The sequence below is a fragment of the Terriglobales bacterium genome (assembly GCA_035543055.1).
Taxonomy (GTDB): Bacteria; Acidobacteriota; Terriglobia; order Terriglobales; family Acidobacteriaceae; genus JAIQFD01.
The window spans coordinates 1-14,391 of the sequence record DATKKJ010000021.1; the positions used below are offsets into that span (position 1 = coordinate 1).

The following is a 14,391-nucleotide window of genomic DNA, read 5'->3' on the forward strand; positions in this document are numbered from 1 at the left end:
GTTCTGGAAACCGCTGTTCAGCAGGTAGTCGGAGAGAGCGTTGAGCAGGTCCTCCATGCTCATCTCGGAGGCGGGGTCGCCGACGTACTTGCTGTATTTGACGAACTTCATCTTGGTCGACCGTCGACCGTCGACCGTCGACGGCCGATCAAATGCCGAGAGTCGCTAATTGTATGGACGCCGATTTCTAAACGGCTTTTCTTCGTCGCGCTCTCGGACCGGCCGCGATTCGGCGCGGTTCGCGTGTCTCTCGCCGGCACTGAACACGCGTTCTTCGCTGCGTCCGATGCGCTTGTGGGCGTAGAGCCCTTCCAGCAGGAACTCGGCGGCCGACACTAGCACCTCCGGGCGGTCTTTCGCTTTGACCCCGAGCGGTTCCAGCCGATCGACGACGCCTTGAATCTTTCGCAGGTTGGCGAGCGCTTCCTCGGCGGGCACGGAGTCACTCATCTTGATGTCGCCGCCCAGGTCGAACCACTGCACCACCTGGGTGAGGTCGCCGTTGGCGAAGTAGGCGTCGAAGGTCTTGGCCACCGCGGCGCGGATGAGCTCGCGGGCGACATTGTCGGCGCCCTTCATCTCGCCCTCGTACTCCAGCTCGAGCTTGCCGGTGATGGCCGGCATGGCGGAGTAGATATCGCCGACCCGCGGCACCACCATCTGCTCATTGTGGCGGATGGCGCGCCGCTCGGCGTTGGATATCACGTTTTCCATGCAGGTGATGGGCAGCCGCTGGCTCACGCCGGAGCGCTTGTCGATGCGCTTGTCCTCGCGCGCGGCGAAGGCGATGCGCTCGATGATCTCTTGCACGTACTTGGGCACCACCAGCTTGTGACCGTTGCGGTCCGCCCAGGCCTCCTGCGTGGTGATGGCGATACCTTCCTCGACGGTCACCGGGTAGTGGGTGCGGACCTCGGAGCCAATGCGGTCCTTGAGCGGGGTGATGATCTTGCCGCGGGCGGTGTAGTCCTCGGGATTGGCGCTGAAGACCAGGGCCACGTCGAGCGGCAGGCGGACGGGGTAGCCTTTAATCTGCACGTCCCCTTCCTGCATGATGTTGAACAAGCCGACCTGGATCTTGCCGGCCAGGTCCGGCAGCTCGTTGATGGCGAAGATGCCGCGATTGGCGCGCGGCAGCAGTCCGTAATGCACGGTCAGCTCGCTGGAGAGCTCGTGCCCGCCCTTGGCCGCCTTGATGGGGTCGATGTCGCCGATGAGGTCGGCGATGGTGACGTCGGGGGTGGCCAGTTTCTCGACGTAGCGCTCGTCGGGCGTCAGGTAGGCGATGGGCGTCCGGTCGCCCTCGCGCGCCACCAGCTCGCGGCAGCGCTTGCAGATGGGGGCATACGGGTCGTCGTGGATCTCGCAGCCGGCGACGTACGGCAGCTGCGGGTCGAGCAGCGAGGTCAAGGCGCGCAGGATGCGGCTCTTGGCCTGCCCGCGCAACCCGAGCAGGATGAAATTGTGCCGCGAGAGCACCGCGTTCACGATCTGCGGCACGACCGTGTCGTCGTAGCCGACGATGCCGGGGAAGATCGCTTCCTTGCGCCGCAGCCGGCAGATCAGGTTCTCGCGCAGCTCGTCTTTGACGCGGCGCGCGTGCAGACGTTCTTCAGTGAAATCACTCCGGCGTAGTTCGCCCAGGGAACGGGGAAGATTCATTGCGTGGGACGCCCCCAACCATCCATTGAGCCGATTATACGCCGCGCTGCAACCGGGGAAATCGCAGCGTGGACGCAGGTTTTCGATGCGGGCGATCGGCTGCTCTGCAGGTAAGATGCTGGAGGGGTCAGTTCCGTTTCGGGAAACCTACAAGCCGTGGCCGTTGCCGCCGGCCTTCTCCCGCGCTTTGAGGGCGCGTTTCATGCGGGGAAGGACGGCAGTCAGGTATTCAGCGGTCATGGCGATGCGCTTGGCCTCGGAGCGCGAAGCCAGCAGCGTCTGCTTGAAGTCGAGGTCCACGGGCAGGGGCGCCACCAGGTGGAAGGAGAGCTGGGGATCGTCGGGCTCCGGCGTCTCGGCCTCGGTCTCCACTAGCGCCATCAGTTCGTTGTAGGACTCGATGGCTTTGCTGGTGTGCTCGGCCAGGGAAGCCTCGGGCTCGTCCTCGATGAAATTGACTTCGGCGCGCAGGAAGCTGCGCTCCTCGTCGAGCCGCACGACCTCGAAGCGCTGCCGCCCCTCGCAGACGATGTCGATGCGGCCGTCCTCGTACTTCTTGGCGACTTCGATGATCTCGGCGGTGCAACCGACTTCGGCTACGGCCTGGGCCATGGCCCGCACCACCCCGAACGGGCGCTTGCGCTCCAGGCACTCACCGATCATCTCCTTGTAGCGCTCTTCGAAGACATGCAGCGGCAGGGGCGTGCCGGGAAAGAGCACCAGCTCCAGCGGGAAGATGGGCAGCAGGTCAGGCATGCGAGTCCACAAGGATACATGGTTGTACCGATGGCGTCTCGCGGCGGCGGGACGCCTCTGCGCGCGGCAGCGGTGCATCAGTGCGGGTAGAATTGTCTTCTATGCGACTCCAGGGGAAAGTTGCCGTCATCACCGGGGCCTCGATGGGGATCGGCGAGGCGATCGCCAAGCTGTTTGCCGAAGAAGGCGCCAACGTCGTGCTCTCATCGCGGGACCTCGGCCGGGCCGAAGCCGCCCGCGAGCGTATCGGCCACACCGACCAGACCCGCGCCGTGGCTTGCGACGTCCGCAAGCGCAGCGACATCGACTCGCTGGTCCTGGCCGCGCTCGACCGCTATGGCCGCATCGATATCTGGGTGAACAACGCCGGGTACGGGATGCAGGACTCGACCACAGCCATGAGCATGAAGGCCTGCCGCGACCTGTTCGAAACCAATCTTTTCGGGGCCATCGAGTGCATGCAGGCGGTGGCACCCTTGATGCGGCAGGAGGGCTCGGGCAGCATCATCAACATCTCCAGCGTGGTCGGGTACATCGCGCTGCCCTACCAGGGGGCGTACAGCGCCTCCAAGCACGCCATCAATGCCATCAGCCACGCGGCCCGGGTGGAGCTGCAAAAGGACGGCATTCACGTGATGAACGTGTGCCCCGGCTACATCCCCACCCACTTCCAGGAGAGCATCGTCCTGGGGAAGGAGGCCCTGAAGTTCGCGGGGGCGCGCAAGGCCGATGCCACGGCCGAGGACGTGGCCCGCGCCACGCTGGAGGGATACCTGAAACGGAAGCGCGACGTGATCGTGCCCGCCAAACACCGCCTCAACGTGAAGATGTACCAGCTTTTCCCCACACTGATCGAGTGGGTGGTGGGGCGCAACCTGCGCCCGGCGCAGGAAGTGATCGCGGAGATGGCCGCACGCTCGAAGAAGAATTAAGTGGCGTCATGCTGAGCGGCTTCAGCCGCGAAGCATCTCGCGTGCAGGATTCGCGGATCCAGGGCGCAAGATCCTTCGGGCCTAAAGGCCCTCAGGATGACGCCGACGTGGAATGCCTTCTACGCGGCCGCGGAGCCCGCGACGATCTTCTCCAACTGCCCCAGGTGGTTCAGGGTATGTCCGGCGAGGATACGGATGACCGTGGCCGCCTTTTCCGGCCCGCGCACCGGATGTTGCGACGCCCGCTCCAGCTCCTCCCTGGTCAGCCTCCGGAAGAGAGCAAGGTTCCAGCCGCGCACTGCCTTAAAGGTCTGGGCCGCCTGGGCGCCGTCGACCCGGTCGTAGTGCTTCGCCCACAGATTCTCGTCGAAGGGTTGGATCGGCAGCGCCGGCTCGGCGACGATCTGCCGCACACGATGGCCGAAGGCGATCTCGCAATCGGCGAGGTGCGCCAGCACCTGCGCTCCTGTCCATTTACCCGGGCCATAGCTGCGCTGCAAGCCTTCGGCGCCAAGCTTCTGGGCGATAGCGGGAATCTTCTCCTGAGTCTCGGCAAGGACCGCGAGCGGATCGCGGTCGCCGAGGAATTGCGCATAAGGATGCGTGGCGGTCATGGCTTCAGCTCCTGTAACAGCGATTCCATCTCCGACATGGCATGGTTGTTGCCGGTGCGGCGCGCGCAGGCGATGCCGTCGGAGAGCATCTTGATGGCCTCCTCGGTACGGCCGGCGCTCGCCAGCGTCTGTCCCGCCATTTGATACCCCGCGGTGTAATCGGGGTTCTTTTCCAGCAGCGTCTTGAATTCGCGGAGCCCGGCTTCGATGTCGCCGTCCTTCACATGCTCCAGCGCCAGGCCGTAGCGCGCGAAGGCGTCGTTCGGGTTGTCCTTGAGGAACTCCTCCAGCATTGCCTTGCGGTCGACCACGGATAGCGAATTTACCACAGGCCTGGTGCGCCCGAGGGTGCGATAGAATGCCCACCCATGGCGTGCCCCTTTTTCCTTCCCAGTGAACGTCTGGAATCGGACCTGTGGCCGCATCGCGGGCGCCTGCCACTGGGGGATGGCTATCGCGGCGTATGCACGGCTCCGGGCCAGGACCAAGCGGCGCTCACCGACGACGAGTTGAAGGATTTCTGCAACCTGGGATACGCGAAGGCTTGCCAGCGGCTGCCGCGGGAGCGGCACGCTGATGCGGTCCGCTTCATCATCACTGAGGACCGCGATCAGCAGGTCGGGCTTTACTTCACCTCGGAGCGCGACCATGCTCCGCACGAGCATGGGCCGCTGATGTTCGACCGTGCGCAGCAGCGCTGGCTGGCGCCGCACCCGGACCCGCGCGTCCAGCGCATGGCCGAGTGTTATCTGCAGTCCTATCTTTCCCGAAGCAGTGCCGGGTAGAGGCGGCCAGGCCGTCCACACATTGCGTCGCAGACGCCCTGACGGGCGTCTCTACGGTAAGAGCATGGAAGACAAGAGCATGACCGGCAGAACAGTGCGTGAGTCGCAGTCGGAGATGGCGGAGGTTGTCCTGCCCAACGACGCCAACCCGCTCGGCTCCTTGTTGGGCGGGCGGTTAATGCACTTCATCGACATCGCCGGCGCCATGGCCGCCCATCGCCACGCCCGCAGCTACGTGGTCACCGCCTCGATGGACCACATCGATTTCCTTGCGCCCGTCCACGTCGGCGACCTTTTGATCTTGAGGTCCTCGGTGAACCGCGCCTTCCGCACTTCGATGGAGGTGGGCGTGAAATGCTTTGTGGAGAACTACATCGCGGGCACGACGCGCCACATCGCTACCGCCTTCCTGACCTTCGTGGCGGTGGACCGCCAGGGGCATCCTATCCCGGTGCCTCCATTGATCCCGGAGACGGACGAGGAGAAGCGCCGCTACGAAGACGCCCTGCGCCGCCGCCAGATCCGCGAACAGGAGCGCAACCGCCAGAAAGTCTAGAGGCAGGAGGCAGGACGGAGGACGCAGGCTGCGGGTTCCTGCTTCCTGCCTCCCGCGCCCTGCCTCCTGAGTCCACGCGTATAATCGGAAGTTTGACACTCCGTTGTGAGGTCGATTCGTGAGTCACATGCACATGCCGGCACAAGCGGGGCCGCAGGCCCTGCCCGGTGTCAAGAACATCGTCGCCATCGGTTCCGGCAAGGGCGGAGTCGGGAAGACCACCATCTCTGTGAACCTGGCGGTGGCGCTGGGCAAGCTCGGTCACAAGGTGGGATTGCTCGACGGCGACGTCTACGGGCCCAATGTCCCGCTGATGATGGGCACCAGCGCCCAGCCCAAGCTGGTGGGCGAGAACCGCATCGAGCCGCTGGAGGCCTTCGGCGTGAAGGTGTTGTCGGTCGGGTTCCTCAACCCCGGGGACAAGCCGCTGATCTGGCGCGGGCCCATGCTGCACTCGCTCATCCGCCAATTTCTGCAGCAGGTGGAGTGGGGCGAACTCGATTACCTGGTCATCGACCTGCCTCCGGGCACCGGCGACGTGGCCATCTCGCTCATGCAGACGGTGCCGCTGACCGGCGCCATCGTGGTCTCGACGCCGTCCGATGTCTCTTTGCAGGACGCGCGCAAGGCCATCGAGATGTTCCGCCAGGTGAAGGTGGATATCTTGGGGATCGTGGAGAACATGAGCCACTTCGTCTGTCCGCATTGCCATCACGAGATCGACATCTTCTCCACCGGCGGGGGCGAGCGCACCGCCAAACAGTTCGGGGTGCCCTTCCTGGGCAAGGTGGAGCTCGATCCCGACATCCGCCGCGGCGGGGACACAGGTCATCCCGTGGTGCTAGCCGGGGAAAAAGGCGAGCACGCCAAGTCGTTCTTCGCGCTGGCCAAGGCGGTGGCGGCCCGGGTGGAAGAGCAAAACGCCGCCGCCCCCCAAGACTTCCTCAGGATCCAATGATGGCGAAGTTTGGCACTCTGAGTCCAGGAGTGCCAAACCTTGACTGTCCGCCGCTGCAGCCCTAGAATTCAATCAGACGGCAGGCCGAATCGTTGGCGTAAGTTTTTGCATCTAAAGCCTTTATCTGGACAAATATGGGTTCGTCAGGCCAGATCGGTACGCGTGAGCGGGAGATTCTGACGGCCATCGTGGAGACCTACATCGCCACGGGGGAGCCGGTCGGATCGCGCACGCTGTCGCGCAGCAATGTCGACGGGCTGAGCCCGGCGACCATCCGCAACGTCATGGCCGATCTGTCCGACGCCGGCTACCTGGAACAGCCGCACACCTCGGCCGGCCGGATCCCGACCGCTAAGGCGTACCGTTATTTCGTCGAGCACATCACCGGACAGACGCACCTGTCGCCGGCGGACGAGGGGCTGATCCGGCAATCGCTGTCGGGGATCAGCGACCCGCAGGAATTCCTGGAGCGGACCTCGCACGTGCTCTCGTTGATCTCGAGCTGCGTGGGAGTGACCATCGCCACCACCGGCTCGCACAACGCTCTCGATCACGTTTATTTCTCGCGCCTGGCCGAGAGGAAGGTTCTGGCCGTCGTAGTGACGCGCTCAGGCGTGGTGCGCGACCGCGTGCTGCGGGTGACGCGCGATCTGCCGCAGCAGGACCTGGACACCGCGGCCCGTTACATCAACGAAAATTTCCGCGGCTGGACCATCGAGGAGATGAAGGGCGAGATCGCCCGCCGCCTGGAGCAGATGCGCAGCGAGTACGACCGTCTGCGGGCCTCGCTGGAGGAGCTTTACCGCGGGGGCGCGCTGGGCGAGGCCTTGCCGGCGCCGCAGAGCGTCTTCGTGGAAGGCGTCGCCAACCTGGTGGTCAGCGAGGCCGACAAGGAACGGCTGAAGGAGCTGCTGCGGGCGCTGGAGGAGAAGGAGCGCATCGTCGAGCTGCTCAGCGCCTACTTGAGCACGCGGCAGGAGGCGGTGCGGGTGGTGATCGGGCTGGAGGAAGCGATGCCGCAGATGCGCAACCTGGTGCTCATCGGCGCTCCCGCCCGGGTGGGGGAAGAGGTGGTGGGCTCGCTGGCGGTGATCGGTCCCACGCGCATGGACTACCAGCACACCATCACCGCGGTTTCGTACATCGCGAAAATGTTCGACAGCATCCTGAACGAGAATCGTTGAGTCTGATCCTGTATGGCAAAAGGGAACGGAAAACCGGACCTGGATCTGGAGCACGAGCTGCCTCCAGCTGAGAACGAAGACGAAACTGCGCCGAAAGCAGGCGCGTCCCAGGCGCAACCTCCGGCCGCTGAGGCCGGCCCGCAGGACGAGCTGCGCCAGTTGAAGGTCGAGCGTGACATGCTGTACGACCGCCTGGCACGGCTGCAGGCCGACTTCGAGAACCAGCGCAAGCGCCTGGCCAAGGAGCAGGCCGATTACAAGGAGTACGCTCTGGCGGACGCGATCAAGGAGCTGTTGCCCATCGTGGACAGCTTCGATCGGGCGATCAAGCACGAAGGCGGCGAAGACAAAGACTTTCGCTCCGGCGTCGAGCTCATCAACCGCCAGTTGCACGATGCCCTGGCCAAGCTCGGGGTGCGGCCCATCCCGGCGCAAGGCGAGCCGTTCGACCCCCACCTCCACCAGGCGGTCCAGATCGTGGACACCGACGAGGTGCCGGACCACCACGTCCTGGAAGAGCTGCAACGGGGATACAAACTGAAGGACCGGTTGCTGCGCCCGGCCATGGTCCGGGTCGCGCGCAACCCGAAGAAGCCATAAGGCGGACATCTGGCCACGCAAGCAAAACGCGACTATTACGAGGTCCTGGGTGTAGGCCGCAGTGCGGGCGACCAGGAGATCAAGAGCGCTTACCGCAAGCTCGCCATGCAGTATCACCCAGACCGCAACCCGGGAAACCCGGAGGCGGAGGAACGCTTCAAGGAGTGCAGCGAAGCCTATGCCGTGCTCTCCGACGCCAACAAGCGCGCCCAGTACGACCAGTTCGGTCATGCCGGGGTGAATGGCGGCGCGGTGCAGTTCGATCCATCGATCTTCAACGACATCCTGAGCGACCTGTTCGGGGGGTCGGACTTCTTTGGGTTCGGCGATCTGTTCGGCGGCGGAGGCCGCCGCCGCAGCCGTGCCCAGCGCGGCGCCGACCTGCGGGAGGACATCACCCTCGAATTCGAAGAGGCGGTGTTCGGGGTCAAGAAGGAGATCACCTACCGCCGCCACGAGATCTGCGAGCAATGCCACGGTTCGGGCGCGGCGCCCGGAAAGGCCCCGACCACCTGCCAGCAGTGCGGCGGGCGCGGCCAGGTCCGCTACCAGCAGGGGTTCTTCAGCGTGTCGCGTACCTGCCCGGCCTGCGGCGGCGTGGGCAGCGTGATCACCGATCCCTGCAAGAGCTGCAAGGGGCAGGGGCGGGTCCAGAAGCAGCGCACGAAGGAGATCGAGATTCCCGCCGGTGTCGAGGACGGCATGCGCGTCCGGCTGGCCGATGCCGGAGAGGCCGGCACGCACGGCGGCCCGCAGGGCGACCTCTATGTTGTCCTGCACGTGAAGGAGCACCCATTCTTCGCCCGCGAGGGCAACGACCTGCATTGCGTGCTGCCGATCTCCTACCCCCAGGCCGCCCTAGGGACGGAGCTGAAGGTGCCCACCCTGGACGGCGAGCACGCGCTGAAGGTGCCGGACGGCACCCAGAGCGGCACCGTCTTTCGGTTGAAAGGGAAGGGCGTCCCGCTGCTGAACGGCCGCGGAAAAGGCGACCTGTTCGTCGAAGTCCGAGTGCAGACCCCGAGCAAGCTCAGCAAGCGCGAGAAGGAGCTCCTGCAAGAGCTCGATTCCTTGCGCCGGGTGGATAACAAACCGGAACAACGGACGCTCTTCAGCAAAGTGAAGGACATCTTTCAGTAGCGTCGTCGGTCGTCGGCCGTCAGAGTCCTGTAGCGTTCCTCCTTAGCCCTCATGACCAACGACCGAGGACCGAGGACTGACAACTCTTCTCATGACCCGCCGCCGATGGATCGCGGACGAAGTCTCCGGCGACCGCGCCACGCTGTTGGGCGAACACGCCGAGCATCTGGCGCGCGTGCTGCGCGCCCGGGTGGGCCAGGAGTTCGACATCGCGGGGGGCGGGCGCGTGCGCCGCGGGCGGATCATCAGCATCAGCCCTGAGCGCGTTGACTTCGAGCTGGCGGAAGACGTCCCTGCTTCTGATCTGCCAAAGATCCATCTTGTGCTCGCCATCTTCAAGTTCGACCGCTTCGAATGGGCCATCGAGAAGGCGACCGAGCTGGGGGTGGCGCGGGTCACGCCTGTGATCGCCCGCAGGACCGACGCCCATCTGGCGGCGTCGGCCGGCAAGCGAGTGGAGCGCTGGAAGCGCATCGCCCGCGAAGCGGCGGAGCAGTCGCGCCGGGCGTTGCCGCCGGAAGTGGCTGATCCCGTGAAGCTGGCGAGTGTCCTGAGCGTCGCCGGCGGCACGCGCATCGTCCTGGCCGAGTCCGAGACGGGCGTCACGCTCAAGCAGGCGCTTGCTTCGACGACCGAGCCTGTGACATTGGCCATCGGCCCGGAAGGTGGCTGGACCGACGACGAATCGAAGCGATTCGTTGAGCACGGATGGGTCGCCGCCTCGCTGGGCACGACCATCCTGCGGGCCGAGACGGCCGCCATCGCGGCGCTCGCTGTCGCCCTGGCGGAACTCATGGCGGGCGACTAGAGCCTTTTTCCACATTCCGGTTGTTTTCCTCATTGCTGTGGGGGCCTGAGTCTCACATAATGGCCTGCTCCCAGGCGTTCCGCGCGCAGTGTCCGTATCCCGCAAAAACGTCGAGCTCAACGACGCACAGCGACGAGCTGTGGAGCACGTGCACGGCCCCATGCTGGTGGTGGCCGGTGCGGGTACCGGCAAGACGACCGTGCTCACCGAGCGCATCGCGCGCCTTATCGCGCAGCGGCACGCCCGTGCCGATGAGATCCTGGCGGTCACATACGGGGACGAGGCGGCTCGGGAGATGCGCGAGCGCGTAGCCGCCAAACTCGGCATCGATTCCGCCGACCTCCAGGCCCACACCTTCCATGGCTACTGCTTCGGGTTGCTGAAGCGTGCGCGCAAGGAATTCGAAGTCCTCGACGAGCAGGACCTCTGGATCTACCTGCGGCGTCGCGTTTCGGAACTCGGCCTGAAGCATTTCATCAAGGCGGCGAATGTCGGAGAGTTCCTCGGCGACCTGCTGCAGTTCTTCAGCCGCTGCCACGACGAGCTGAAGACGACGGAAGATTTTCGCCGCTACATCGAATCGGCGATCGCAGAGAACCGCCCGCTGCCGCGGGTGGTGCGTTCGAAGGTCCTGGAGCAGACGCCACGCGAGGAGATGATCGCCCGCTGCCGCGAGATCGCGAGCGTGTACGAAAAGGTGGAGCGCATGCTGGCGGCCGACAATTTCGGCACCTTCGACCACATGATCACCGGCGCGGTCCGATTGCTGCGCAGCGATCCGCAGCGCCTGCAAGAGGAGCGGGCGCGCGCCCGCTTCATCCTGATCGACGAATTCCAGGACGCCAACCTGGCGCAGATCGAGCTGGTACACCTGCTGGGAGGCGAAAGCGCCAACGTGTTCGCGGTGGGAGATCCCGATCAGGCCATCTACCGCTTCCGCGGCGCTACCGCCGGGGCGTTCGAGCAGTTCCTGGCGCGCTTTTCCGCAACCAAGGGCGTGACCCTGGAAGAGAACCAGCGCTCCACCTCCGGGATCCTCCGTGGCGCTTTCACCGTGATCTCGAAGAACCCGAAGATCACGCGCCCGGGTGGAGCCATCGCCGCCGAGTTCGAACGGCATCCGCTCCGCTCGGCCCGCGAGGAGCGCGCTCGCGACGACGGTGAGCCGATCCTTCCCGAGACCATTCACGTCGTGTACGCGCCGCCGCAGGCGCAGGAGCGCGGGCGGAACATCGAGACCTCGCAGGTGCAGGCGGCGGAAGTGGCTTCGTGCATCGCCGACCTCCACGATGCCAGCGGCGCGCCTTGGTCTGATTTCGCGGTGCTGTACCGCATCAACACCCACCGCGACGACCTGGCGGAGGAACTGGCCGCTCGCGACATCCCGTTCATCGTGCGCAGCTTGGACGTGTTGGATGTTCCGCAGGTGCGCGACCTGCTCGCCATCCTGCGCGCCGCGGTGAACCCGGGCGACAGCATCAGCGTGCTGCGCGTGTCGGCACTGTCGCAGTTCCGCATCGACCCTTACGAGCTGCGGCGCTGTCTTCTCGCTACCGGACGGGATGGCTCGATGACCGAGGTCTTGCGCAGCGTCCCCGGCGGTGTGGAAGTCCTGGCTGCGCTCGACCAGGCGCGCACCACCGCAGCAGCGAAGAAATGGAAGCTGCTGGACGCGCTCTCGCCGCTGATCCGCCAGTTCCGGTTGCGGAAGACATCGCAGGCCATGTCGGCGCTGATGCAATTCGCCCACAAGTGGACCGAGAAGCCGATCACCAAAGAGCCGACGATCGCCGGCTTCATCCAATACCTGGATTACTTCGTCGAGGCGCGCGGATCGGTACCGCTGCCGATGTCCGAGGGAGAGAATGCGGTGCAATTGATGACCGCGCACACCGCCAAGGGTCTGGAGTTCCGCAATGTGTTCATCATCCGCGCGAACTCCGGCTCGTTCCCACTCAATCACCGCGAGCCGCTGTTCGAATTTCCCGCAGGGCTCCGGGACGTGCGGGTGAGCGGCGACGCCGACCCTAAGCAGTTGCACAACGAGGAGGAGCGGCGCCTTTTCTACGTGGCCATGACGCGCGCCCAGGACAACCTGACCATCTGTGCCCGGCCGACCTCGAAGGGGGAGCCGCCCGGCGTCTTCGTCCGCGAGTTGATGTCGGACCGTTCGATCAAAGATGTGCTGGTCACCCGGCAGGCGCGCCCCTATCGGCTCACTCTGGCGGCCGGTGCGGCGGCGGTGGCGGCCTCGTCGGCAGCTTCGTGGATGCAGCTGGAACCGCGTCCCGAGCTGTTGCAGGAAGCGTTGAGCGCGTCGGCCATCGAGACTTACAACACCTGTCCGCTGAAGTTCAAGATCCAGCGCGACTGGCGACTGCCGGAGGAACCGGTCGCCACCATGCAGTTCGGCTCGGTGATGCACAGCGTCCTGCGCAACCATTACGAGGCGCAACGTACCGGACGCCCACAAAGCGACGACGAGGTCATTGCAGTGTTTTGTACGCTGCTCGAGCAGGCGAAGATCGCGGACCGGGATCAGCGCGAGCTTTACGAGATGCAGGGTATCCGCGAACTGCGCGAGTTCCTGGCGTTGCGGCGCGCAGAGCCGGCGGTGGACGTCCTGGCGACGGAGAAGTCGTTCCAGATCGAGCTCGGCGGGGCAAAAGTCGTCGGCCGAATGGACCGCATCGACCGGCTTGCCGGCGGCCGCGTCGCCATCATCGACTACAAGAGTGGGCGACCGAAGGACCAGGAGGCCGCCGATGAAAGCCTTCAGCTATCGATCTACGCGATCGCGGCGGAGCGTGGCCTGAAACTTGCTCCGGAACGGCTGGTGCTCTACAACCTGGAGACCAATCAGGCGGTGGAGACGCGGCGCACAGAGGCCGAACTGCTGAAAGCGGAGCAAAGGGTCCGCGAAGTCGCCGGGCGTATCGCCGCTGGAGACTTTGCGCCGGATCCCAAGGTGCACGTCTGCAAGCGCTGCACCTACCGCGAGGTTTGTCCGGCCACCGAGGAGCGGCTGTTCGAGCTCCAGGAACTTGCCAAGCCCGCAGGAGTGAACTGATGCTCGACATCGTGCTGGCCGTGGTCGCGATCGTCGTTGCCGGGGCCGCGCTCTACATGGCGTCGCGCCGGCCGCCCGCCGACGACCAGACGCTGCAGGCGGTCCGCAACGACCTCAGCCTGCTGCGCGAGACCACCGACCGCTCCATCAAGCAGATCACCGACGTCTTCGCGCAGCAGTTGCAGGGGATCGGCTCCAACGTGCAGACCGCGCTGGCGGCCGTAAACTCAGATGTCTCGCGCTCGATGTCCGACACCACCAGGGCGGTGAACGACCGCATCGCCAATGTGCAGGCCACCTTCGGCGCGCTGCAGAAGCAGGTCGGCGAGATGACCGAGCAGGCCCGCAGCCTGGCCGAGATCTCGAAGTCGATCTCATCACTCGAACACATCCTGAGCGCGCCGAAACTACGCGGCGGCTTCGGCGAGGCCCAGCTCGAGAACCTGCTCGCCATGGTCTTCCCCCGCGAGCACTTCGAGGTGCAGTACCGCTTCGAGGGAGCCGGAGAGGTCGCCGACGCCGTGATCAGGTTCCCCCAGGGCATGGTCGCCATCGATTCCAAGTTCCCGCTGGAGAATTTCCGGCGCATGGCAGAAGCGAACAACGACGGCGATCGGAAGAGCGCACGCCGTGAGTTCCTGAAGGACACCAAGAAGCGGATCGACGAGATCGCGACCAAGTACATCCGCCCCGCCGACGGCACGCTGCCCTTCGCGCTCATGTACGTGCCGGCGGAGAACGTCTATTACGAAGCGATCATTCGCGACGAGGAAGGCAACGATCTTTACAACTACTGCACGCAGAAACGGGTGATGCCGGTGTCGCCCAATTCCTTGTACGCGTACCTGCAGACCATTGTCGTCGGGATGAAGAGCCTGTCGGTGAGCCAGCGCGCGGAAACCATCCTGCACGAGATCGAGTCGCTGCACCTCGAGCTCGTCAAGTTCACCCGGACGTACGGAGTCCTGGGCACGCATCTGAGGAATGCAGAAAAGAGCTACGACGACAGCCAGCGCGCGCTCGACAAGGTACAGGACCGACTCGATCGCCTGGCCGGAGCCGGCGCCGAACAGCCGGAGCTGCCGCTGGAAGGGAAGCACGCGCTCGGCGCGGGCGGGAATTGAGCGCAAAAACTCTGGGGACGCTCGTCGCGTCCCCAACTTTGCCTTTCGGCAACTAGCTTAGTGTTTCTTCTTCTTTGCTTTCTTTTTCTTCGTTGCCATGGTTCCTATTCTCCCTTCCATTCTTCATGGATGTGCAACCTGACTACTGTTGCGACTGATGAATGTATAGAGTCAATGAATTTTGATGTCAAGCGAAAAATCG

General features: G+C 64.8%; 14 protein-coding genes. 10 read left to right on the plus strand and 4 right to left on the minus strand.

All coding sequences use genetic code 11. The annotated features are described in order from the left end of the window. Positions 1-165: 165 nt before the first annotated feature. Together VMS96_01305 and VMS96_01310 are read right to left on the minus strand one after the other, a co-directional pair. Complete coding sequence (locus tag VMS96_01305; GenBank protein HVP42034.1) at positions 166-1,662, minus strand: hypothetical protein; 1,497 nt, start codon at positions 1,660-1,662, stop codon at positions 166-168. 147 nt (positions 1,663-1,809) lie between these two features. Continuing rightward, positions 1,810-2,418, minus strand: a complete 609-nt coding sequence (locus VMS96_01310; protein ID HVP42035.1) for an LON peptidase substrate-binding domain-containing protein — start codon at positions 2,416-2,418, stop codon at positions 1,810-1,812. A gap of 101 nt (positions 2,419-2,519) precedes the next feature. Here VMS96_01310 and VMS96_01315 point away from each other — a divergent pair, with 101 nt between their 5' ends. After that, positions 2,520-3,350, plus strand: a complete 831-nt coding sequence (locus tag VMS96_01315) for an SDR family NAD(P)-dependent oxidoreductase (protein ID HVP42036.1) — start codon at positions 2,520-2,522, stop codon at positions 3,348-3,350. 119 nt (positions 3,351-3,469) lie between these two features. Here the strand turns inward: VMS96_01315 and VMS96_01320 are convergent, their stop codons facing one another. Further along, complete coding sequence (locus VMS96_01320) at positions 3,470-3,964, minus strand: DinB family protein (GenBank protein ID HVP42037.1); 495 nt, start codon at positions 3,962-3,964, stop codon at positions 3,470-3,472. After that, positions 3,961-4,275: a tetratricopeptide repeat protein gene (locus VMS96_01325; GenBank protein HVP42038.1), complete on the minus strand. Its 315-nt coding sequence runs from the start codon at positions 4,273-4,275 to the stop codon at positions 3,961-3,963. The genes VMS96_01320 and VMS96_01325 overlap by 4 nt, the downstream gene beginning before the upstream one ends. Positions 4,276-4,332: 57 nt before the next feature. On the opposite strand from VMS96_01325, the gene VMS96_01330 reads away from it, so the two are divergent. The 9 genes from VMS96_01330 to VMS96_01370 all read left to right on the plus strand — a co-directional run bounded on the left by VMS96_01330 (position 4,333) and on the right by VMS96_01370 (position 14,189). Beyond that, positions 4,333-4,749 (plus strand): hypothetical protein, encoded by a 417-nt coding sequence (locus VMS96_01330; protein HVP42039.1) that lies wholly within the window; start codon positions 4,333-4,335, stop codon positions 4,747-4,749. Positions 4,750-4,828: 79 nt separating this feature from the next. After that, positions 4,829-5,305 (plus strand): acyl-CoA thioesterase, encoded by a 477-nt coding sequence (locus tag VMS96_01335; protein ID HVP42040.1) that lies wholly within the window; start codon positions 4,829-4,831, stop codon positions 5,303-5,305. A 127-nt stretch (positions 5,306-5,432) separates the two neighbouring features. Continuing rightward, complete coding sequence (locus tag VMS96_01340) at positions 5,433-6,263, plus strand: Mrp/NBP35 family ATP-binding protein (protein HVP42041.1); 831 nt, start codon at positions 5,433-5,435, stop codon at positions 6,261-6,263. Positions 6,264-6,397: 134 nt separating this feature from the next. Continuing rightward, on the plus strand, positions 6,398-7,447 hold the full coding sequence (hrcA, locus tag VMS96_01345; GenBank protein HVP42042.1) for a heat-inducible transcriptional repressor HrcA: 1,050 nt from the start codon (positions 6,398-6,400) through the stop codon (positions 7,445-7,447). A gap of 12 nt (positions 7,448-7,459) precedes the next feature. Continuing rightward, positions 7,460-8,047: a nucleotide exchange factor GrpE gene (grpE, locus tag VMS96_01350; GenBank protein ID HVP42043.1), complete on the plus strand. Its 588-nt coding sequence runs from the start codon at positions 7,460-7,462 to the stop codon at positions 8,045-8,047. Between the two features lie 9 nt (positions 8,048-8,056). Beyond that, positions 8,057-9,187 (plus strand): molecular chaperone DnaJ, encoded by a 1,131-nt coding sequence (dnaJ, locus tag VMS96_01355; GenBank protein ID HVP42044.1) that lies wholly within the window; start codon positions 8,057-8,059, stop codon positions 9,185-9,187. A gap of 91 nt (positions 9,188-9,278) precedes the next feature. Further along, on the plus strand, positions 9,279-9,995 hold the full coding sequence (locus tag VMS96_01360; GenBank protein ID HVP42045.1) for an RsmE family RNA methyltransferase: 717 nt from the start codon (positions 9,279-9,281) through the stop codon (positions 9,993-9,995). 88 nt (positions 9,996-10,083) lie between these two features. After that, positions 10,084-13,065 carry an ATP-dependent DNA helicase gene (locus tag VMS96_01365; protein ID HVP42046.1) on the plus strand — a complete coding sequence of 994 codons (2,982 nt, stop codon included), beginning with the start codon at positions 10,084-10,086 and terminating at the stop codon, positions 13,063-13,065. Then, positions 13,065-14,189 (plus strand): DNA recombination protein RmuC, encoded by a 1,125-nt coding sequence (locus tag VMS96_01370; protein HVP42047.1) that lies wholly within the window; start codon positions 13,065-13,067, stop codon positions 14,187-14,189. The genes VMS96_01365 and VMS96_01370 overlap by 1 nt, the downstream gene beginning before the upstream one ends. Positions 14,190-14,391 lie beyond the last annotated feature (202 nt).